This is a genomic window from Mesorhizobium australicum, from assembly GCF_900177325.1.
Classification (GTDB): Bacteria; Pseudomonadota; Alphaproteobacteria; order Rhizobiales; family Rhizobiaceae; genus Mesorhizobium_A; species Mesorhizobium_A australicum_A.
Map to the genome: position 1 here is coordinate 1411833 of NZ_FXBL01000004.1, position 19513 is coordinate 1431345.

The following is a 19513-nucleotide window of genomic DNA, read 5'->3' on the forward strand; positions in this document are numbered from 1 at the left end:
ATGCTTCATGGCGGCATGAACCTTGCCGTCCGTGATTCGACCGCCGCCGCTCCGGCGAAGGACTATCTGTCCCGCCTCAACGACGGGCAGCGCCTGGCGGTGGAACATGGCGACGGCGGCGTGGCGTCGCCCCTGCTGATCATCGCGGGCGCCGGATCGGGCAAGACCAACACGCTGGCGCACCGCGTTGCGCACCTGATCGTCAAGGGCGCCGACCCGCGCCGCATCCTGCTGATGACCTTCTCGCGCCGGGCGGCAGGCGAGATGAGCAAGCGTGTGGAGCGGATCGCCGCGGAGGTGATGGGCGACCGGGCGAAGGCGCTGACCGAGGGGCTGACCTGGGCCGGCACGTTCCATTCCGTCGGCGCGCGGCTGTTGCGCGACTATGCGCTGGAGATCGGGCTCGACGCGGCCTTTACCATCCACGACCGCGAGGATTCGGCCGACCTGATGAACCTGGTGCGGCATGATCTCGGCCTGTCGAAGACCGAGAGCCGGTTTCCGGCCAAGGGCACATGCCTGTCGATCTATTCCCGCACGGTCAACGGCCAGGCCGAGTTGGAGCCGGTGCTGGGGAAATACTTCCCGTGGTGCGCCGGCTGGGCGGTGGAGCTGAAGCAGCTGTTTGCGGCCTATGTCGACGCCAAGCAGGCGCAGAACGTGCTCGACTATGACGACCTGTTGCTCTGGTGGGCGCAGATGTGCGCCGAGCCGGCGATCGCCGAGCATCTGGGCTCCCGCTTCGACCACGTGCTGGTGGACGAATACCAGGACACCAACCGGCTGCAGGCGGCGATCCTGACCGCGATGAAGCCGGACGGGCGCGGGCTGACGGTGGTGGGCGACGACGCGCAGTCGATCTATTCCTTCCGCGCGGCGGAGGTACGCAACATCCTCGACTTCCCGAACCTGTTTCCCGAGCCGGCGGGCGTCGTCACGCTCGACCGCAACTACCGCTCCACCGACGCGATCCTGTCGGCCGCCAATGCGGTGATCGGCGAGGCGCCGGAGCGGTTCGCCAAGACGCTGTGGACGGACCGCCGCTCGGCCGAGAAGCCGGCGATCGTCACCGTGCGCGACGAGGCGGGGCAGGCGACTTTCGTCTGCGACAAGATTTTGGAAGCGCGGGAGGAAGGCATCGCCCTCAAGAGCCAGGCGGTGCTGTTCCGCGCCGCGCACCATTCCGGCCCGCTCGAGGTGGAGCTGACGCGGCGCAACATCCCGTTCGTGAAGTTCGGCGGGCTGAAGTTCCTCGATTCCGCGCATGTGAAGGACATGCTGGCGGTGCTGCGCTTCGCCGAGAATCCGCGCGACCGCGTCGCCGGCTTCCGCGTGCTGCAGCTGATGCCGGGCATCGGCCCGTCGGCGGCGGCGAATGCGATGGAGGCGATGGAGCGCGCGCTCGACCCGGCGCTGGGGCTGCAGTTCTTCCGCCCGCCCGCCCGCGCCGAGACCGACTGGCCGGACTTCGCGGCGCTGTTTTCAGGGCTGCGCCAGAAGCCGGCCTGGCCGGCCGACCTGGAGCGCGCCCGCCTCTGGTACGAGCCGCATCTGGAGCGTACCCACGAGGACGCGGCGGTGCGCCGCGCCGACCTGTTGCAGCTGGAGCAGATCGCGGCCGGCTATCCCTCGCGCGAACGTTTCCTCACCGACCTTACCCTCGACCCGCCGGATGCCGTGAGCGACGAGGCGGGGCCGCCGCATCTCGACGACGATTATCTCATCCTGTCGACCATCCATTCGGCCAAGGGGCAGGAATGGACCAAGGTGTTCGTGCTCAATGCGGTCGACGGCTGCATCCCGATCGACCTCGCGGTGGGCGAGAAGGAGGAGATCGAGGAGGAGCGGCGGCTGCTCTATGTCGCGATGACGCGGGCCAAGGATTCGCTGTCGCTGGTCGCTCCGCAGCGCTTCTTCGTACACGGCCAGGCCGCGCGCGGCGACCGCCACGTCTACGCCGCGCGCACGCGGTTCATTCCGGATCATATCCTCGGGCAGTTCACACGTTCAGCCTGGCCGCCGCCGTCCGCCGCACAGGGGCGGGGGCCGCAGCCGGACGTGCGGGTGGACCTGAAGGCGAAGATGCGGGGGATTTGGCGGTAAATTGCTAGCTTGCTGATATATCATGTTTGAGCGTCGGAAGATTTATCCAGCGAGTAGCAGATAAGAAGGATAATCAATCTTTAAGTGCGTGGTTGCCTATTCCTCAGGTTGGAGTCATCTTAAAATTGATTTAACCTGGGAGGGTGATGTGGGAAGGAAATTTGGAAGGATAGGCGAGCACGATATAAGAAATGTGGTGCTCGACATTATCAAGAACGAGCCAAACCGAGAAATTAGCACGACTAAGCTAATAGCCGAGCTACGAAAGGTCGTTCCACTTAGCGGTGAGGACGAAGAACAACTAGAAGGCCGGAACGATGACCGTTTCTCTCAAATCGTTCGGAACATAAAGTCTCACAAGGATCAGCCCGGCAATCTAATATATGATGGTCACTTGATCCCGATTAAGGGCGGCTTCAAGATGATTTAGCGTATTCAGTCTTGTAGCCGGGTTTGAGCCATTTCAACTCGGTTCCAGCGGGTGCGGTCTTGTCCCAGACGAACCAAGCGTAAGCTGTTGTACCAGAGCCGGCCTGTGCCGCTCCCGCAGGATAGAAAGTTATCCTCTCGCTAAAAACCCACACTCGCGAAGGTGGGCACTCTGCAAAAATTGTTCGCGAACGGTTTGCTCCTTCTAAGAAGGCAAGGCGCAGAAGTAATGCGAACTTGCAACGTGCGAGCGTCACACCGGATCGCACAAAAGCCTCGGCACTATTATAAGGCGGATTAGTAACAATATTATCTGCGGGCGTTTGAGCGGTTGTGAAATCTATCCCAATCGTGCCGAAGCCGCGGTCGAAAAGGTCGGAGCTACGAACTACGTTGCCTTTTGTTTTGAGGATACGCGACATTGCGCCATCACCACATGCACACTCCCAAATCTCGCCTTCGAACCGCTCGTTGTCCATTAGAGCGTATGTGGCCCAAGCTGGAGTGGGGAAGTAGTCTGGGCCCGCCAAGTCGGCGAAGCGCTTCATTGTAGGCTTGAACCCGCCGTTCAGATGATACGTTGCGTCCATGATTCGCTCCCCGTCTGAACAGAGAGCATGACGCGATAAGTTGGTTAATGAAGCCTTAATGAAGTGCGGCGGATTGACTCACCGGTATCATTTGCAGAATTAGATATATTAGCACACCTTCTCATCGTTTCCTTTAGAGTAAATGGGAGAAGATTTGCTCGACGGGGGATTACAGTCTTCACACTCCCCTACATCACCGCCCCGATCTGCCAGGGCACGAACTCGTTGTCGCCGTAGCCGAGTTCTTCCGATTTCGACTTCTTGCCGGATGCGACCGCCAGGATTTCCTCGAAGATCTGCCGCCCCTTGTCGGCCACGCTGACGCCTTCAAGAATGTCGCCGCAGTTGATGTCCATGTCGTCCACCATGCGCTCGTACATCGGCGTGTTGGTGGCGAGCTTGATCGAAGGGGCGGGCTTGCAGCCATAGGCGGAGCCGCGGCCGGTGGTGAAGCAGATGATGTTGGCGCCGCCGGCGACCTGGCCGGTCGCCGAGACCGGGTCGTAGCCGGGCGTGTCCATGAAGACGAAGCCTTTTTCGGTGACGGGTTCGGCATATTCGTAGACGGCGTTGAGCGTGGTCGAGCCGCCCTTGGCGGCCGCACCCAGCGATTTTTCGAGGATGGTGGTCAGCCCGCCGGCCTTGTTGCCGGGGGAGGGGTTGTTGTTCATCTCGCCGCCAAGGCGGGCCGTATATTCTTCCCACCAGTGGATGCGCTCGACCAGCTTTTCGCCGACCTCGCGGGTGCGGGCGCGGCGGGTGAGGAGGTGTTCGGCGCCATAGATCTCGGGCGTCTCCGACAGGATGGCGGTGCCGCCGTTCTTGACCAGGATGTCGGCCGCGACGCCGAGCGCCGGATTGGCCGTGATGCCGGAATAGCCGTCCGAGCCGCCGCATTGCAGCGCCAGCGTCAGCTGCGAGGCGGGCAGCGACTCGCGCTGCGCGGCGTTGACCGCCGGCAGCATTTCCCGGATGCGCGCCAGGCCCTGCTCGATGGTCTTCCTCGTGCCGCCCGTGTCCTGGATGGTCATGGTGCGGAAGGTGTCGCCTTCCGAAATGCCGTAGGTCGATTTCATCCGACCGATCTGGAACACCTCGCAGCCGAGCCCGACCAGCAGCACCGCGCCGAGATTGGGATTGCCGGCATAGCCCCATTGGGTGCGCTGCAGGATATCGAAGCCTTCGCCGGAGCCGGCCATGCCGCAGCCGGTGCCGTGGGTGAACGAGACGACGCCGTCGACGTTCGGAAAGGCGTCGAGCAGGCCGGACCGTTCCGCCGCCTCGGCCATGAAGCGGGCGACCGAGGCGGAGCAGTTCACGCTGGTGAGGATGCCGAGATAGTTGCGCGTGCCGGCACGGCCGTTCTCGCGGCGGAAGCCCTGGAAGGTCGCCTGCTCCTCGACCGGCAGCACGTTTTCCGGCCGCGCGTCGGCGCAGAACTGGTAGTCGCGCTCGAAGTCGTGCAGGGCGACATTGTGCTCGTGCACCCAGTCGCCTTTTTCGATCGGCTGGCTGGCGAAGCCGATGATCTGGCCGAACTTGCGCACCGGCTCGTCCCTGCCGATCGCGCGGCTGGCGATCTTGTGGCCGAAGGGAATTCTTGCGCGCGCGACGATGCCCTCGGCGGCCATCTCGCCGGCCTCGATGCGCCCGACGGCGATCAGCACGTTGTCGTCGGCCCCGAGCCGCAGGGTCCTGGCTGTTCTGCTGTCCACGCTGAGCTCCCTCGGCTGACGCCGCAAACTTGTATGGTAGTTTCCTCGAAAGGTATTGCGGGGGCCGGCCGCGCGCAAGCGGCAGGGTGGTCGCATGCGGGGGCTCCCACCCTCTGGCCCATCCGTGCAGGCCGGCTGGCTTCGCATTTGGCGTCGTGCAGGTCGGTTTCGCGACACAGTCGCAGCGGCGGGCTTGCCAGCATCCGGTGCGATTCCGGGTCAGTCCTGCCATGTCGACGCAAGTCCGCCATCCGATCTGGCTTCCCGCCGTCAGGGCGCCGGGGGCAAGCACCTTTGCGCTGCTCTATGCGGTGGAATCCTTCGCGCGCGCATCCGTCGCCAGCGTCATCCCGATCCAGGCCTACGAGCTGTTGCACGACAAGCAGGCCGTCTCGCTGCTCTACACCTTCGTGGCGCTGACGGGGCTGTCGGTGACGCTGTTCATGCCGATGCTGATCGTCCGCTTCGCGAGGCGCTGGGTCTACACCGCCGGCGTGGTCTCGCTCGCCATCGGCGCGGCGATGTTCCTGACCGATACGCTGGCCGGCCAGCTTCTCGGCATGCTGTTCCGCGTCATGGGCGCGAGCGCACTGTCGATCACGCTCAACCTCTACATCATGGACCATATCGCCAAGACCAGGTTCATCGAGGCCGAGTCGATGCGCATGGCGTGGTCGACGCTCGCCTGGACCGGCGGCCCGACGATCGGCGTGTTTCTCTACAGCCATTTCGGCCTGTGGGCGGCCTACGGCGTGGTGGTGGTGTTCTGCGCCATCCTGCTCGCTCTGTTCTGGTATTTCCGGCTGAGCGACGACAAGGCGATCCGGCCGGGCGTGGCCAAGCCGACGAATCCGCTCGCCAATATCGGCCGCTTCCTGGCGCAGCCACGGCTGCGGCTCGCCTGGGCGATCGCCTTCGGCCGCTCGTGCTTCTGGACCACTTTCTTCGTCTATGGTCCGATCCTGATGGTGTCGACGGGGCAGGGCAGCCTCGCGGGCGGCATGCTGGTCTCGGCCGGCAACGCGCTGCTGTTCTCCGCGCTGCTCTGGGGCAAGGCCGGCAGGCGCTTCGGCGCGCGGCCGACCATGGCCTTCGCCTTCGCCGCGGCGTCGCTGACGCTGTTCGCAGCCGCCGCGTTCGGCGAGGTCGCACCGCTCGCGGCCGGCGGCTGCCTGCTTCTCACGGCCTTCTTCGTCATCGCGCTGGACGCGCTCGGCTCGACCGTCTTCATGCGCGCGGTCAGGGTGCACGAGCGGCCGCAGATGTCGGCGGTCTACCGCACCTATCTCGACCTGTCGGAACTCCTGCCGCCGCTGGTCTATTCCGTGGTGCTCGCCTTTGCCGGGCTCGGCGGCGTGTTCGCCACGCTCGGCCTCTTCCTCGCCTTTTGCGGCTGGCTGACGTGGACATACCTGCCGAAAGGGCTGTAGCCGCCCGAGGACAGGACCCCGGGCGGCCAAGGCTCACAGGTTGCAGGCTCGCCTGATCGCCAGCTGGACCGGCGACGGCGGCAGCGCGGGGTCGAATTCGCCACGAGGCAGAAGCGGCGGCTGCGCCATGAAGCGGGGACGGCCGGCCCGGTTGGGCTGGGCCGAGTGCACCAGGAAGGGATGGCAGAGATAGACCGTGCCAGCGTCGCCGGTCGCCAGCGCCTCGTCGCAGTGCGCCGTCGAGGCGAAGCCGTCAGCGGCCAACTCGCCCAGGGTCATGCCGTCCTCGCCGTGCGGCAGCAGTTGCCGTGCGATGTCGAGATGCGATCCGGCCCGTATCTTCGTCGGGCCGTCAGCCTCCGTCACGTCCGAGAACAGAAACAGCATGAGCAGCGCCCGACCGCGGCTCTTGATGTTGACCCGCCATTGCATGAAATCCGGAGCGTCGGTGCCGAAGCTCACATCGACGTGCCACCCCGAATCTCCGGGATCTTCGGGCGAGGGAAAGCGGACCGGAAAGGTTCCGAGGCCCGCCGGCGCGATCCAGCGGTCGACGCCGACAAGCGTGTCGTAGGCCGCGTGCAGGGCTGGCGTGTTCGCCGCCGCCACGAAGGGCGGCGCTGCCATGAACGGAAGCCGGACGACCGGCCTGGTCCACCCCTCCGGTTTGTCCGGCGACAGGCCCATTGCCTTCCAGAGGATGTCGCGGCACTCGGCGGCGAGATCGGCGCCGAATGCGCCGTCGAGCCTCAGATAGCCGCGTTCGATGAAGTGTTCGACCTGGGCCGCGCCCGGGCCTTGCTGATTGATTGCAGGCATTCCATGCTTCTCCTTCGGAGACCGCCTTGCGGCTCCGGCGATTCATCTCGGCGCGTCGCCGCGCCCCGGCTCAAGCGCGGGTCAGATGATCGGGAAGAAGCTGGACATGAACATCATGCGCACATTCTAGGGTGGGCAGGACATGCTGGCAAGGACGGGATTTCATCACCGAGGTTGACAAGACGCGGCCCAGACCCGATGCCGGGCGCAACGGAGCATCGATCGTGACGGCACAGGACAGGGCGGAACTGGCGGGAGGAGACGGGCTGTTCGCGCGGCCGTGGGTGTTCATCCGCGGCGTGCCGGCGATGAAGTTCCTGCCGCCGGAAGGGCCGCCCGAGATCGCCTTTGCCGGCCGCTCCAATGTCGGCAAGTCGTCGCTGATCAATGCGCTGGTCGGCCAGAAAGGGTTGGCGCGCACCTCGAACACGCCGGGGCGCACGCAGGAGCTCAACTATTTCGTGCCGGACGGCCATTCGGGCGAGGGCGCCGACCTGCCGCCGATCGCGCTGGTCGACATGCCGGGCTACGGCTTCGCGCAGGCGCCGAAGGCGCAGGTGGACGCCTGGACCAAGCTGGTCTTCGACTATCTGAAGGGCCGCGTGACGCTGAAGCGCGTCTACGTGCTGATCGATTCGCGCCACGGGGTGAAGGCCATCGACGACGAGGTGCTGTCGCTGCTCGACAAGGCGGCGGTATCGTATCAGATCGTGCTGACCAAGACCGACAAGATCAAGCCGCCGGCCGTGCCGAAGCTGGTAGCGGAGACGCTGGAGAGGATCCGCAAGCGCCCGGCCGCCTTCCCGACGGTGATCGCCACGTCGTCGGAAAAGGGCGAGGGCATGCAGGAGCTGCGCGACGCGATCCTGCTGGCGGCCAGCGGCGGGTGAGCTTGCCAGCATATACAAAATTTTGTATATGATCTTTCATGAAGCCACTGAGGTTTCGCGGCAGTGCTCTCGATGACTTGCGGACCTTCTCGACCGTCGCGCGCCGGGAAGTGGGTTATCAACTCGACAAGGTTCAGAAGGGACTGGAACCAACAGACTGGAAGCCGATGCCGACTATCGGGAAAGGCGTACAGGAGATCCGGGTTCGGGACGAAACCGGCGCATTTCGAGTCATATATGTCGCCAAGTTTTCTGATGCGATTCATGTCCTGCATTGCTTCCAGAAGAAGACACAGAGGACCAGCAAAGCCGACCTGGATCTCGCGGCGAAACGTTATGGCGACCTGTTGAAGGAGTTGAACCGGTGAGCAAGGACACGTTCGACAGCGTATGGGACGCCCTTGAGGAGACGCCCGCCGAAGCCGAGAACATGAAGCTCCGTTCGACGCTGATGATGGCGCTGGAACAGCATATCCGGGCAAAGGACTGGACTCAGGCGGAGGCCGCGCGCCGACTCGGCGTGACGCAGCCCCGAGTGTCCGATCTCCTGCGCGGCAAGATCAACCTCTTCGCCCTCGACAGTCTCGTCAACATGGTGGCGGCGGCCGGGCTGCACGTCGAAGTTCAGGTTCGCGACGCCGCCTGATCGAGGTCGCCAGCGCGGCGTGGCCGCACGACCCGAACCTCGTGCCTGTCCTGCCCGACCTGTTCCACTTCAGCCTCGACATGTGGCTCGCGATGCATGAGGACCTGCGCTATTCGAGGCGCGTGCGGCTGCTGTTCGACCATCTGGCGGCAGAGTTGCCAGCCTATGCGAAGACCGGGCGGCGCCCGGCGAGAGGGAAGGACGACGCATGAATCTCTCCGAGCAACTGGGCGCGGGACTGTCGGGCATCGAGCAGTTGCGCGCCATCATGGCCTCGGGCAGGAGCGCCGGCATCGGTACGACGATGGAGTTCCGCCTGACTGTGATCGAGGACGGCTTCGTCGTCTTCGAGGGAACGCCGGGGCTGCATGTCTACAACCCGATCGGCATGGTGCATGGCGGCTATGCCGCGACGCTGCTCGATTCCGCCTGCGGCTGCGCGGTGCATACGAAGCTGAGTGCGGCGCAGGCCTACACGACGCTCGAGCTGAAGGTGAGCTATCTCAAGGCGATGACCGCGAACACCGGCCCGGTGCGCGCGGAGGGAAAGGTGATCCAGATGGGCCGCCGCGCCGCCTTTTCGGAAGGGCGGCTGGTCGACGCCGCCGGCACGCTCTACGCCACCGCGACCTCGTCGCTGCTCGTCATGGAGCGCAAATAGGTCAGGCGCCCTGCGCCGGGTGGAAGGTCAGCGCCAGGCCGTTGATGCAGTGGCGCATGCCGGTGGGCTTCGGCCCGTCGTCGAAGATATGGCCGAGATGGCCGCCGCAGCGTCGGCAATGGCATTCGGTGCGGACCATGAAGAACGAGCGATCCTCGCGGGTGCCGATCGCGTCCGGCAGGGATTCCCAGAAACTCGGCCAGCCGCTGCCGGACTCGTATTTCGTCTCCGACGAGTAGAGCGGCAGGTTGCAGCCGGCGCAGTGGAATAGGCCCTTGCGCTTCTCGTGGTTGAGCGGGCTGGTGCCGGCTGGCTCCGTGTCCTCGTGGCGCAGCACCTGATAGACGTCCGGCGGCAGTTGCGCCTTCCATTCGGCGTCGGTCTTGGTGATCTCGAACTCGGCGGCGATTGCCGCGCCGCCGCGGCCACGCAGCATCGCGCCGCTGGCGAGAACCGCGGCTGTGCCGGCGGACAGATACAGGAAAGCGCGTCTGTTCATGGTGTGCTCCTCCAGACCCGTTCTACATTGGCGCGGCCGTCACGGCGAAATCAACTCGGCTTGAGCCGCCCGCGCCTGTTTACGGACCTGTTTCAAGAAAGACGGCGCTCCGCCCTCTGCGACAGACGCGGAAGGGGGAGCGCCGGACGATCGCGCGGGCGCTCGGGGGTGCGATAGGCCCCGCGCGGCCGACGGGGATCACATCTTCGGCAGGAGCACCTTGTCGATGACGTGGATGACGCCGTTGGACTGGTCGACGTCGGCGATCGTGACGGTGGCTACGCCGCCGGTCTCGTCGGTGAGCGTGATCTTGTCGCCGTCCATCTTGGCCTGCAGCGTGCAGCCGCCGACGGTCTTGACCGGATGCGTGCCGCCGTCGTCCTTGATCATCTTGCCGATCGCGTCCGACATGGCGTCAGCCGCCACGACGTGGCAGGTCAGCACCTTGGTGAGCATCTCCTTGTTCTCGGGCTTGAGCAGGTTGTCGACGGTGCCGGCCGGCAGCGCGGCGAAGGCCTCGTTGGTCGGCGCGAAGACCGTGAACGGGCCGGGTCCCTGCAGCGTCTCGACCAGGCCGGCGGCCTTCACCGCGGCGACGAGCGTGGTGTGGTCCTTCGAATTGACCGCGTTCTCGACGATGTTCTTATCGGCATACATCGGCGCGCCGCCGACCATCGGATTGGCGGCATGGGCGGCGCCGGCAAGGGCGGCGAGGGCGACAGCGGAGGCGAGAACGGAAGACGTGAACTTGCGCATGGCGTGACTCTCCTTGGGTTATTCCCCGTGGTGGGGATGCAGGGAGCTACGGAAGCAGGGGAGACAGAGTTTCGCGGATGTGTGGTCACGGTCGCGTGATCGGAATCATTCGTCGGTCGAGCGCCCGTCTCAGATATCCCTCAAATCCCCCGCCGCGACCACCGGCCCGGTTGGCGCGCCGGTGGGGGAGCCGCCCTTGGGCTCGAGGCTGATGGCGAAGACGGCGCCGGAGGCGATCTTCTGCTGGAGGTCCCGCGAGACGGCGAGATGCACATTCGATCCGGCAGGGATGACGCCGATCGACTGCGGCGGCTGGTTGTTCTCGATCACCCAGAGCTCGAAATCTCGGTCGGATGCCCGCTCGCCCGTCACGTGCGACAGGCCGATGTCCTTCGCTCGGGCGTCGTAGACGACAAAATAGTGCACGTCGCTCTGCTGCGGGGCGAGCGAGGCGACCAGCCGACCGGCAGGAGCGACCGGAGGCGGCGGCGACACGAGGGGGAGGGCGATGTAGAGGGCCAGCGCCGCAAGTGCTGCCACCGTCAGCCCGCGCCAGAAGGCGAGACTCTGCCAGAGGCCGGCCTTTGCGGTGGTGGGCGTGGCTGCATTCGCGAAGAGACGGCGGTCGAGCCCCTGTTTCACAGCGACCGGAGGCTCTATCGGCGCGTAGGCGTCTCCCATCGGCGCGAGCGTCACTTCCCAGCGGTCGACCAGGCGCGCGAAGGCCGCATCTTCTTCGTTGCGGCGCGCGGCAGCCGCGCGATCCTCGGCGCCGAGCGTGCCGAGGACGTATTCGGCAGCGACGGCGTCGTCGCCTCCGAGTTCCCTCTCGCTGTCGTCGGTGCCGTTCATCGTTCCAGGCATTCCCTGAGTTTCAAGAGGCTGCGCCGCAGCCAGGTGCGCATCGTGTTGAGCGGAACTTTGTACCTCTCGGCGAGATCCGCATAGCTCTCGCCCGCAATGTAGGCGCCGCGCACGGCGGCGGCCTTGTCCTTGTCCAGTTCGTCCAGACAGGAGAAGATCCGCTCGCGCTCGGCGCCTGCCATCGCCAGCGCCTCGGGGCCGGGCGCCGGGTCGGCGATGTCGAGCGCCTCGTCCAGATCCTCCGCCGGCCGGCGCTTCTGCCGCACGCGGTCGATCGCGTGGTTGCGCGCCACCGCCACCAGCCACGAGATCGGGCTCAGGTCGGAGACGGCGAAACGGTCGGCCTTCGTCCAGATTTTGACGTAGACCTCCTGCAGCGCTTCCTCGGCTTCGGCCCGATCGTTCAAGACACGCAAGCAGACGCCGAAGAGTTTCGCGCTCGTCTGCCGGTAGAGCAGATCGAAGGCGGTGCGATCCTTCATCGAGGTGCGCACGATCAGCTTGGTGATGTCCTGAGGCGTCATCGCGGCCAAGTTAGGGCTTCGCGGAACATTTGCAACGGGCGACGGCGCCGGTCCGGCGCGGATGTCCGCCGCTTCATTGCCAAAGTCTCGCCCGGTCGGATAGCCTCCGGCGGGAACAGGGGGGAGCGCCATGTCAGCCGAGCAGGTTCTGTGGGAATACGACGCGGTGGGTCAGGCTGAACTGGTGCGGAAGGGCGATATATCGCCCTTCGACCTGGTCGAGGCCGCGATCAACCGGCTGGAGAAGGTCAATCCGCAGATCAACTGCGTGGCGGAGAAGACATACGAACAGGCCCGCGCCGCAGCCAAGGCTGTCGACCGCGACGCGCCTCTCGCCGGCGTGCCTTTCGCCATCAAGGATCTGGGCATCGCGCAGAAAGGCGTCATCACCCATTCCGGCAGCCGCGCGCCGGTGTTCGTGCCGGACTTCGATTCCGTCCTCACCGAGCGCTACCGCGCCGCCGGGCTGATCCCGATCGCGACGACCACCTCGCCGGAATACGGTTTGAGGTTGATGACGGAATCGGCGGCGTTCGGCGTCACCCGCAATCCCTGGAACACGGGGCACACGACGGGCGGCTCGTCCGGAGGATCGTCCTCGATCGTCGCAGCCGGCGTGGTCGCGGCCGCGCATGCCTCTGATGGCGGCGGCTCGATCCGCGTGCCGTCCGCCTGCACCGGCCTCGTCGGCATGAAGACCTCGCGCGGCCGCGTGCCGCTGTCGCCGCTGGTCACAGAGAGCTGGTACGGCTTCGTCGTCGACCATGTGGTGAGCCGCACCGTGCGCGACAGCGCCGCGCTGCTCGATCTGACGCACGGACCCGATCCGCTGGCGCCCTACGCCGCGCGCCCGCCGAAGGGAACCTTCGCGGCAGCCGCGGCGCGCGATCCAGGCAGGCTGACGCTCGCCGTCTACCGCGGCTCCCCGCTCGGGCTGGAAATCTCGAAGGAGACGCTCGCCGCGCTGGACACCGCGGTGGCGCTGGCGCGCGAGGGCGGCCATTCGGTCGAGGAGATCGACCTGCCCTATATCGGCCGCCAGTTCATGGCCGATTTCGCCGGCAGCGTCGCCTCCGCCGTGGCCGGCCTGCTGCGCATGGAGCGCGTCCGCAACGGCCGCGACATCGCAGGCGATGTCGAGCGCGCCTCGCGGGTGCTGGGCCGATATGGCGAACTGCGGACCGCGGGCGAGATCTATGCGGGGCTGGAGCGCCTGCATGCGGCGTCGCGGCAGTTGATCAGCGAGACGGCGAAATACGACGCCGTGCTGATGCCGATCATCGCCCATCCGCCGCTCGCCGTTGGCGCGATGAACCCCAAGGGCGCGGATGAGCTCATCGAGAACCTGCTCGACAAGCTGCGGCTCACCTGGCTGCTCAAGTTCCCGCAGTTTTTCGGCCAGCTTCTGGACAAGAGCCTCTGGTTCACCCACTGGCCGGCGATCCAGAACGTCTCCGGCCAGCCGTCCATTGCCTTTCCGGTGCACCTGACCGAGACCGGCCTGCCACTCGGCGTGCAGGCTGCCGGCCGCCCCGGCGACGAGGAGACGCTCTACAGCCTCGCCGGGCAGTTGGAGCGGATTTCGGGCTGGGACAAGCGCCGCGCGCCGTTTCATGTGCCGGCTTGATGCCTTGGCGCCTTGCGGTAGAAATTCAGCCACCGGCTTTGAACCTGTCGCATTCTTGCGCTAAGAGGCCGCCGACCTCTCATGCCCGGGGACTTCTTCATGACCGCCGATACCGCTGAAACCGCCGCGATGCAGGCGCGCCTGCTCTCCAACGCGCTGCCCTACATGCAGCGCTACGAGAACAAGACGGTCGTGGTGAAATATGGCGGCCACGCCATGGGCGACGCCGCGCTTGGCCAGGCCTTCGCGCGCGATATCGCGCTGCTCAAGCAGTCGGGCGTCAACCCGATCGTCGTGCACGGCGGCGGCCCGCAGATCGGCGCGATGCTCAACAAGATGGGCATCGAATCCAAGTTCGAGGGCGGCCTGCGCGTCACCGACCAGAAGACGGTCGAGATCGTCGAGATGGTGCTCGCCGGCTCGATCAACAAGGAGATCGTGGCGCTCATCAACGCCGAGGGCGAGTGGGCGATCGGGCTCTGCGGCAAGGACGGCAACATGGTCTTCGCGGAGAAGGCCAAGAAGACGATGATCGACCCGGATTCGAACATCGAAAGGGTGCTCGACCTCGGCTTCGTCGGCGAGCCGGTCGAGGTTGACCGCACGCTGCTCGACCTCCTGGCGCGCTCGGAGATGATCCCAGTGATCGCGCCGGTGGCGCCCGGCCGCGACGGCCACACCTACAACATCAACGCCGACACCTTCGCCGGCGCCATCGCCGGTGCGCTGAATGCGACGCGCCTGCTGTTCCTGACCGACGTTCCCGGCGTCATGGACAAGGACAAGAAGGTGCTGCCGGAGCTGACGGTTGCCGAGGCGAAGGCGCTGATCCGCGACGGCACGATCTCCGGCGGCATGATCCCGAAGGTCGAGACCTGCATCGAGGCGATTGATCGCGGCGTCGAGGGTGTCGTCATCCTCAACGGCAAGACGCCGCACGCGGTGCTGCTCGAACTGTTCACCGAGCACGGCGCGGGAACGCTCATCGTGCCATAAGGCGAGGGCGCAGAGCCGGATCTGCTCGGACGTCGTCCCGGACGTCGCAGCCGACCCGGTACCCATTCTTCTCTGCGATTGGCCCCTGCCAAGGTTGAATCGCAATGGACACCGGATGGCCTTCGGCCTCCGGTATGACGAAGCCGTTGGGTTACGAAGCCACCGTCCGCGCCAGGTGGTCGCCGAGCCGCAGCGACAGCGCGGTGAGGGTGGTCGTCGGCGTGCACTGGCCGGCGGTCGAATAAACGGACGAGCCGGCGACATAGAGGTTCTCCATGCCGTGCACGCGGCTGTCGGCGTCGACCACGCTGGTGGCCGGGTCGGTGCCCATGCGGGTGCCGCCCATGTGGTGGTTGCCGGCGAGTTCCATGTCGGTGGGCCAGTCCTCGCCGTTCAGCACCCAGTCGCTGATGTGCAGGCGGCCGATGTCCTTGAGCGCGATCTCTTCGCCGAACATGCGCATCGATTCGACGAGCGTCTTTCGGTCGAGGTCGCCCTTCTTCCAGTGCAGCTCCATGCGCGGCACGCCCGCTGCGTCACGCTCGGTCTGGGACAGGGCGATGTGGTTCGATTCGATCGGCGGCTGCTCCCAGTCGATATGGACGCGCGCGCTGCACTGCAGGTGGGCGCCGATCGCGCTCGCCACCCATTCGGTGAGGCGCGGCGCGTAGCAGGCCATCTCGGCGATCATCTTCTTGGTGCCGTGATAGGGCATGGTCTCAAGCTGGATGTGGAAGTTCGCCAAGCCGCGGCGCTCCAGCGCTTCCGGCGTCGGGATCATGAAGCACTCGCCGTCCTCGTCGAATTCGAGCGCATCCCTGTTGGTGATGAAGGCGTTGCCGGCCCAGTACATCGGATGTTCCATCCAGTAGCGGCCGAGCGCCCTGGCGTTCGGGACCACGGCGCCGTTCGATTGCGCGTTGGACCAGAGCAGCAGGCGGGAATTCTCCAGTCCGCCCGTCGCGACGACGAAATAGGGTGCGGTGAAGTCGCCCGCCGGGGCCCCGGCCGAGTAGAGCTTCGCGCCCGTGACGGCCTTGCCGTTGCCGGCAAGTTCCAGAACGGTGGTGTTGAGCACCACGGCGACGTTGCGGCTCGCCTCCAGCTCGTCGCGGAACTGCATGCCGAAACGGACCGGGTCGCTCTTGATCAGGTCCATGCGGCCGAAATTGTCGGTAAGCGCATGCGTCGGCTTGAACTCGCGCAGGCCGAGGATCGAGCGCGTCTCGTCGAGGAAGGGCTCGATGTCGGCGTGGCGGATCGGCCAGCCCGAGTTCGGAATCCAGGACTTCGGCTCGAAGTCGTAGGCGTCGAGCACCCGGCACCAGCCGGCCCAGTGGTTCGACGACCCGCCGAGATAGCGCAGCCGCGTCACGTCCAGGTCGAAATACTGGTCGCCGACGGTGACGCCCTTGTAGAAGTCCTGCGACTCCTCGGTGATCTCCTCGCCGCCCGCCTCGAACAGGACGCAGGGGATGCCGCGCGCATCGAGCTTGCGGGCGATGGTGATGCCGGCGACGCCGCCGCCGACGATCGCAACACGCGGAGCGTGGCTCGCCGCCCTGTAGGCGGCCATGTCCTGGAAGATCATGCGAGGTCGCTCCGCTTCAGGATCCAGCCGTCGACCTCGACGATGTCGTCATGCTGGGTCGGCCGGATATATTTGAAGAGGGCAATGGCCGGCAGGGCGAAGAGAAGCGCCTTGAGGATGCCGCGGCGGCTGGTCTTCGGCAGGGGTGACTCGGATCGTGTCATCGTTGCGGTCCCGGGTTGATACATTCGGTGCTGCCGGTTCAATTCGGCACGCCTGCATCTGCTCAAGCCAGAAGCGTGCCACTGTGGCTCGCTCATCGGGCTTCCGGGTCATTCACGCCCGGCATGGTTTTCAAATCCTTACCGGAGCCATGTGCCCGGAAAATCTTTCGACGGAATGGCTAACCGTCAATCAACGACCAGAAGCAGCAGGATTCCGCAGACGATCAGGAGGCAGCCGATGGTCTCGAAGCGGTTGATCTTCTCCTTGAAGAAGAACACCGACGAAGCGAAGGTGAAGATCATCTCGATCTGCGCCAGCGCCTTGACGATCGCCGCCTGCTGCAGGGTCATCGCCATGAACCAGCCGAACGAGGCGGTGGCGCCGACGAAGCCGACGAACAGAGACGGTTTCCAGGCGGCCGCGATGCGGGACAGCTCCGCGCGGTCGCGCGCCAGCATCCACAGCGCCATGATGAGCGTCTGGAAGGAGATCACCACGAGAAGCGTGACAGCGGCCTGCATGGCGAAGGTGGGACCGCCGAGCGACAGCGACGCCGCCCGGTAGGCGACCGCCGAAACGCCGAAAGAGGTGCCCGAAGCGAGCCCGATCAGCGCTGTGCGCGAGAAGGTGGTTGTGACGAGATTGCGCAGGGTGAGTGCTGCATGTGCGACGGAGATCAGCATCACGCCGAACACTGACACCGCGATCGCCATCAGCGTGCCCGCCGTCACCGTCTCGCCGAGGAAGACCAGGCCGAACAGGGCCGCCTGCGCCGGCTCGGTGCGCGAATAGGCGGTGCCGACGGCGAAGTTGCGGAACGAGAACAGGTGCACGAGCAGGAAGGTCGCGGCAATCTGCATCAGCCCGCCGACAACCACCCAGCCGAGGAATTCGGCCGAAATCGCCGGAAAAGCGTAGCCGCCGGCACGGTTGAGGAGCACGGTGTAGAGGACGGCGAAGGGGAGGCCGAAGCCGAAGCGCACGAAGGTGGCGCCGGTCGTACCCATCACCCCCTTGAGGTGCTTCTGGCCGACCGAGCGCAGGTTCTGCAGGAACGCAGCCGCGATCGTGATGGGTATCCACAGTTCCAAGAGAGCCCCCGGGGCGAATGTCCGCCGCGGGTCTTAGTCTTTATCGCGCGAGTCGCGCAATGCGCCTGCGCCGCCGCCTCATGCCGCCAGTCGCCTCTCGGTCTCGAACATGACGCGGTTGCGGCCGGCATTCTTGGCCCGGTAGAGCTGGCGGTCGGCCTGCCGCATCAGCTCGGAAATCCTGGCATCCGGCCAGCACATCGTGCCTCCGATGCTGACGGTGAGCCGCAGCGTCCTTCCCTGGCTCGGCATGAAGCCGATCGCCTCGACCTCGGCGCGGATGCGCTCGGCAGCGCGTTCCGCCTCGCCGAGATCCGTCCCGGAGAGGAACACTGCGAACTCCTCGCCGCCGATGCGACCGACGATACTGGTCTCTCCCGTCGCGCGGCTGATCGCGGCGGCGATCTCGATCAGGGCGTCGTCGCCGACGAGATGGCCGTAATTGTCGTTGATCCGCTTGAAGTGGTCGGCGTCGACGAGCAGCAGCGCGCCACGGTTCGTCCTGCGCCGTGTAGCCTCCACCGCGGCGAAGAACGCCTCGCGGTTGAGGAAACCGGTCATGGCATCGCGCCGCGCCTTCTCGGCCAGCATGGCGTTCGCCTGCTCCAACGCGGCATGGGCGGCGCGAAGCTGGTCGTTGAGCACCTGCAGACGCTGCTGCTGCCAGTAGGTGAAGGCGCTCGCGGGGAAGGCGATGACCAGCGGGCACAGGATCGGCAGCCACAACGACGCGCCGGAGATTCCGATGCCCATCCCGGCGACGACCGCCAGCGAGGCGATGATCGACAACGCCGTCGCCAGCCCTGCCTTGATGAAGATCGAGACCACACTGCGTTCCATGGCGGCGTGATCGCAGATGGGCCTGAAATTCGCGTTCAGTCGATCCGTAAAGTTTTATCGATCATGGATTGATCGTGCTCCGGCGCGGTGCGGCGAAGGTCGTCTTGGCCCATGCGAGGCCGGGGCGTTCCACGAATCGGTAGAGCGTCCACGAGGCAATAACAGTCAGGGCGAAAGCGCAGAACGCTGCCGGCCACGGGCCGAAGACAACGGCGGCCCCGTGGGACTGTAGGAAGACGATCAGGATCTGGTGGACCATGTAGATAGCGAAGCTGATCTCGCCGAGGAAGACCAGCGGTCGGCAGGACAGGATACGGGAGACGGCGCCGTGCTGGTGGGCGAAGACGTAGACGACCAGCGCGAACAGAAGAAACATGCCGGAACGCGGATAGACCTGCGCGAAAACGCGCGGGCCCTCGGCCTGCAGGAGCTCGATGATCGGTCGATGCAGCGGCATATAGGCGATGATCAGGACGACGCATGCCAGTTGCGCCGGGAAGATAAGGTTTCGGGGCACGCGGATGCGCGCATAGAGGTGGAAGGTCAATATGCCGGCGAAGAACTCGACGATGCGAACCGGGGGGGACAGATGGAAGAACGACTGTTCGGTGACCATCGATGGCAGACTTCCCGGGGCCCCGCTGCCGAAGGGGATCGCCGCCGGGTTCCATGAGACGAATAGCATCAGTACGACCACCGCGAACGTCCAAGCGGCGATGAGCAGGATGCCCGTCCGGATGCTGAGGACTGAGATCAGCCCGAACACGATGTAGAAGAAGAGCTCGACGGAGATCGACCATGAGACCGCGTTCAGGAAGAACGCGGTTTCTAAGGACGGTATCCAGGCATGCTGGAGCGTCAGGAAGAGATAGACCTTCGTCAGGTTGGGTGCCGACGAAGCCCCGATCAATGCCAGGGCGATCAGGCCGCAGGCGACATGCAGCGGCCACAACCTGAAGAAGCGAACGGCGATGAAGCGGCCGCTGTCGCCGAGCGTGCGGATGCGACCGTGGTAGGAATAGCTGAGGACGAAGCCGCTCAGCACGAAGAAGAAGCTGACCGTCCAGCCGAGATTGACCCCCCACAGGCTCTTGGAGAGATTGAGATCGAACGGCCGCAAATGGTGCAGGAAAACCGAAAAGGCGGCGAAGAACCTCAGGGCGGTGAGGTTGTCCAGTCTCAGAGGCATCTGCAGTAATCCCGCTTGCCGCCGTTTCTTCTCACGATTCCCGGCGAGGGGACATAGGGGCGGGCAGATCAAGAGAAGCGACTGGCTT

At 65.4% G+C, this 19513-nt stretch carries 21 protein-coding genes; 9 read left to right on the forward strand and 12 right to left on the reverse strand.

Features of this window, described 5'->3' with window-relative positions; genetic code table 11:
• The first annotated feature begins 15 nt into the window (after window positions 1-15).
• Complete coding sequence (locus B9Z03_RS09265) at window positions 16-2103, forward strand: ATP-dependent helicase (RefSeq protein WP_085467568.1); 2088 nt, start codon at window positions 16-18, stop codon at window positions 2101-2103.
• A 416-nt stretch (window positions 2104-2519) separates the two neighbouring features.
• Here B9Z03_RS09265 and B9Z03_RS09270 read toward each other — a convergent pair whose 3' ends face one another.
• Both B9Z03_RS09270 and B9Z03_RS09275 read right to left on the reverse strand, forming a co-directional pair.
• Entirely contained in the window at window positions 2520-3122 is a 603-nt protein-coding gene (locus tag B9Z03_RS09270) for a hypothetical protein (protein WP_085463949.1), read from the reverse strand.
• A 188-nt stretch (window positions 3123-3310) separates the two neighbouring features.
• On the reverse strand, window positions 3311-4837 hold the full coding sequence (locus B9Z03_RS09275) for a UxaA family hydrolase (protein ID WP_244561703.1): 1527 nt from the start codon (window positions 4835-4837) through the stop codon (window positions 3311-3313).
• A gap of 230 nt (window positions 4838-5067) precedes the next feature.
• Here B9Z03_RS09275 and B9Z03_RS09280 point away from each other — a divergent pair, with 230 nt between their 5' ends.
• Entirely contained in the window at window positions 5068-6267 is a 1200-nt protein-coding gene (locus tag B9Z03_RS09280) for an MFS transporter (protein ID WP_085463951.1), read from the forward strand.
• Window positions 6268-6300: 33 nt separating this feature from the next.
• Here B9Z03_RS09280 and B9Z03_RS09285 read toward each other — a convergent pair whose 3' ends face one another.
• Entirely contained in the window at window positions 6301-7086 is a 786-nt protein-coding gene (locus B9Z03_RS09285; protein ID WP_085463952.1) for a phytanoyl-CoA dioxygenase family protein, read from the reverse strand.
• 221 nt (window positions 7087-7307) lie between these two features.
• Between B9Z03_RS09285 and yihA the strand changes: the two genes are divergently transcribed.
• The 5 genes from yihA to B9Z03_RS09305 are packed head-to-tail and all read left to right on the forward strand — an operon-like array spanning window position 7308 to window position 9283.
• Window positions 7308-7976 carry a ribosome biogenesis GTP-binding protein YihA/YsxC gene (gene yihA / locus B9Z03_RS09290; protein ID WP_432417030.1) on the forward strand — a complete coding sequence of 223 codons (669 nt, stop codon included), beginning with the start codon at window positions 7308-7310 and terminating at the stop codon, window positions 7974-7976.
• A 38-nt stretch (window positions 7977-8014) separates the two neighbouring features.
• On the forward strand, window positions 8015-8344 hold the full coding sequence (locus B9Z03_RS09295; protein ID WP_085463953.1) for a type II toxin-antitoxin system RelE/ParE family toxin: 330 nt from the start codon (window positions 8015-8017) through the stop codon (window positions 8342-8344).
• The gene (locus tag B9Z03_RS09300) at window positions 8341-8622 is read left to right on the forward strand and encodes a helix-turn-helix domain-containing protein (RefSeq protein WP_085463954.1); all 282 of its coding nucleotides are present in this window, start codon (window positions 8341-8343) and stop codon (window positions 8620-8622) included. The genes B9Z03_RS09295 and B9Z03_RS09300 overlap by 4 nt, the downstream gene beginning before the upstream one ends.
• A 41-nt stretch (window positions 8623-8663) precedes the next feature.
• Complete coding sequence (locus tag B9Z03_RS29795) at window positions 8664-8834, forward strand: hypothetical protein (RefSeq protein ID WP_176247477.1); 171 nt, start codon at window positions 8664-8666, stop codon at window positions 8832-8834.
• Window positions 8831-9283: a PaaI family thioesterase gene (locus B9Z03_RS09305; RefSeq protein ID WP_085463955.1), complete on the forward strand. Its 453-nt coding sequence runs from the start codon at window positions 8831-8833 to the stop codon at window positions 9281-9283. Before B9Z03_RS29795 ends, B9Z03_RS09305 begins: the two co-directional genes overlap by 4 nt.
• Before the next feature lies 1 nt (window position 9284).
• On the opposite strand, the gene msrB is transcribed toward B9Z03_RS09305, so the two are convergent.
• The 4 genes from msrB to B9Z03_RS09325 form a co-directional block, all read right to left on the reverse strand.
• Window positions 9285-9782 (reverse strand): peptide-methionine (R)-S-oxide reductase MsrB, encoded by a 498-nt coding sequence (msrB, locus tag B9Z03_RS09310; RefSeq protein WP_085463956.1) that lies wholly within the window; start codon window positions 9780-9782, stop codon window positions 9285-9287.
• A gap of 198 nt (window positions 9783-9980) precedes the next feature.
• Window positions 9981-10538, reverse strand: coding sequence for a fasciclin domain-containing protein (locus B9Z03_RS09315; RefSeq protein ID WP_085463957.1), 558 nt, complete (start codon window positions 10536-10538; stop codon window positions 9981-9983).
• A 129-nt stretch (window positions 10539-10667) separates the two neighbouring features.
• Window positions 10668-11390: an anti-sigma factor gene (locus tag B9Z03_RS09320; RefSeq protein WP_139832211.1), complete on the reverse strand. Its 723-nt coding sequence runs from the start codon at window positions 11388-11390 to the stop codon at window positions 10668-10670.
• On the reverse strand, window positions 11387-11926 hold the full coding sequence (locus tag B9Z03_RS09325; RefSeq protein WP_085467570.1) for a sigma-70 family RNA polymerase sigma factor: 540 nt from the start codon (window positions 11924-11926) through the stop codon (window positions 11387-11389). Before B9Z03_RS09325 ends, B9Z03_RS09320 begins: the two co-directional genes overlap by 4 nt.
• Window positions 11927-12056: 130 nt before the next feature.
• Here B9Z03_RS09325 and B9Z03_RS09330 point away from each other — a divergent pair, with 130 nt between their 5' ends.
• Together B9Z03_RS09330 and argB are read left to right on the forward strand one after the other, a co-directional pair.
• Entirely contained in the window at window positions 12057-13553 is a 1497-nt protein-coding gene (locus tag B9Z03_RS09330) for an amidase (RefSeq protein ID WP_085463959.1), read from the forward strand.
• Between the two features lie 99 nt (window positions 13554-13652).
• Window positions 13653-14549 (forward strand): acetylglutamate kinase, encoded by an 897-nt coding sequence (argB, locus tag B9Z03_RS09335; protein ID WP_085467571.1) that lies wholly within the window; start codon window positions 13653-13655, stop codon window positions 14547-14549.
• Window positions 14550-14700: 151 nt separating this feature from the next.
• Here the strand turns inward: argB and B9Z03_RS09340 are convergent, their stop codons facing one another.
• From B9Z03_RS09340 to B9Z03_RS09360, 5 genes are all read right to left on the reverse strand, one after another.
• Window positions 14701-16140: an FAD-dependent oxidoreductase gene (locus tag B9Z03_RS09340; RefSeq protein WP_085463960.1), complete on the reverse strand. Its 1440-nt coding sequence runs from the start codon at window positions 16138-16140 to the stop codon at window positions 14701-14703.
• On the reverse strand, window positions 16137-16304 hold the full coding sequence (locus tag B9Z03_RS29800; protein WP_176247478.1) for a hypothetical protein: 168 nt from the start codon (window positions 16302-16304) through the stop codon (window positions 16137-16139). Before B9Z03_RS29800 ends, B9Z03_RS09340 begins: the two co-directional genes overlap by 4 nt.
• A 186-nt stretch (window positions 16305-16490) precedes the next feature.
• Window positions 16491-17396: a DMT family transporter gene (locus B9Z03_RS09350; protein WP_085463962.1), complete on the reverse strand. Its 906-nt coding sequence runs from the start codon at window positions 17394-17396 to the stop codon at window positions 16491-16493.
• Window positions 17397-17474: 78 nt separating this feature from the next.
• Window positions 17475-18236 carry a GGDEF domain-containing protein gene (locus tag B9Z03_RS09355; RefSeq protein WP_085463963.1) on the reverse strand — a complete coding sequence of 254 codons (762 nt, stop codon included), beginning with the start codon at window positions 18234-18236 and terminating at the stop codon, window positions 17475-17477.
• Between the two features lie 61 nt (window positions 18237-18297).
• The gene (locus tag B9Z03_RS09360) at window positions 18298-19425 is read right to left on the reverse strand and encodes an acyltransferase family protein (RefSeq protein ID WP_085463964.1); all 1128 of its coding nucleotides are present in this window, start codon (window positions 19423-19425) and stop codon (window positions 18298-18300) included.
• Between the last annotated feature and the right edge of the window lie 88 nt (window positions 19426-19513).

Coding starts and splice junctions, on each gene's coding strand:
- B9Z03_RS09265 (WP_085467568.1), top strand. CDS start 16: ATGAACCTTGCCGTCCGTGATTCGACCGCCGCCGCTCCGGCGAAGGAC.
- B9Z03_RS09270 (WP_085463949.1), bottom strand. CDS start 3,122: ATGGACGCAACGTATCATCTGAACGGCGGGTTCAAGCCTACAATGAAG.
- B9Z03_RS09280 (WP_085463951.1), top strand. CDS start 5,068: ATGTCGACGCAAGTCCGCCATCCGATCTGGCTTCCCGCCGTCAGGGCG.
- B9Z03_RS09285 (WP_085463952.1), bottom strand. CDS start 7,086: ATGCCTGCAATCAATCAGCAAGGCCCGGGCGCGGCCCAGGTCGAACAC.
- B9Z03_RS09295 (WP_085463953.1), top strand. CDS start 8,015: ATGAAGCCACTGAGGTTTCGCGGCAGTGCTCTCGATGACTTGCGGACC.
- B9Z03_RS09305 (WP_085463955.1), top strand. CDS start 8,831: ATGAATCTCTCCGAGCAACTGGGCGCGGGACTGTCGGGCATCGAGCAG.
- msrB (WP_085463956.1), bottom strand. CDS start 9,782: ATGAACAGACGCGCTTTCCTGTATCTGTCCGCCGGCACAGCCGCGGTT.
- B9Z03_RS09315 (WP_085463957.1), bottom strand. CDS start 10,538: ATGCGCAAGTTCACGTCTTCCGTTCTCGCCTCCGCTGTCGCCCTCGCC.
- B9Z03_RS09320 (WP_139832211.1), bottom strand. CDS start 11,390: ATGAACGGCACCGACGACAGCGAGAGGGAACTCGGAGGCGACGACGCC.
- B9Z03_RS09325 (WP_085467570.1), bottom strand. CDS start 11,926: ATGACGCCTCAGGACATCACCAAGCTGATCGTGCGCACCTCGATGAAG.
- B9Z03_RS09330 (WP_085463959.1), top strand. CDS start 12,057: ATGTCAGCCGAGCAGGTTCTGTGGGAATACGACGCGGTGGGTCAGGCT.
- argB (WP_085467571.1), top strand. CDS start 13,653: ATGACCGCCGATACCGCTGAAACCGCCGCGATGCAGGCGCGCCTGCTC.
- B9Z03_RS09340 (WP_085463960.1), bottom strand. CDS start 16,140: ATGATCTTCCAGGACATGGCCGCCTACAGGGCGGCGAGCCACGCTCCG.
- B9Z03_RS29800 (WP_176247478.1), bottom strand. CDS start 16,304: ATGACACGATCCGAGTCACCCCTGCCGAAGACCAGCCGCCGCGGCATC.
- B9Z03_RS09355 (WP_085463963.1), bottom strand. CDS start 18,236: ATGGAACGCAGTGTGGTCTCGATCTTCATCAAGGCAGGGCTGGCGACG.
- B9Z03_RS09360 (WP_085463964.1), bottom strand. CDS start 19,425: ATGCCTCTGAGACTGGACAACCTCACCGCCCTGAGGTTCTTCGCCGCC.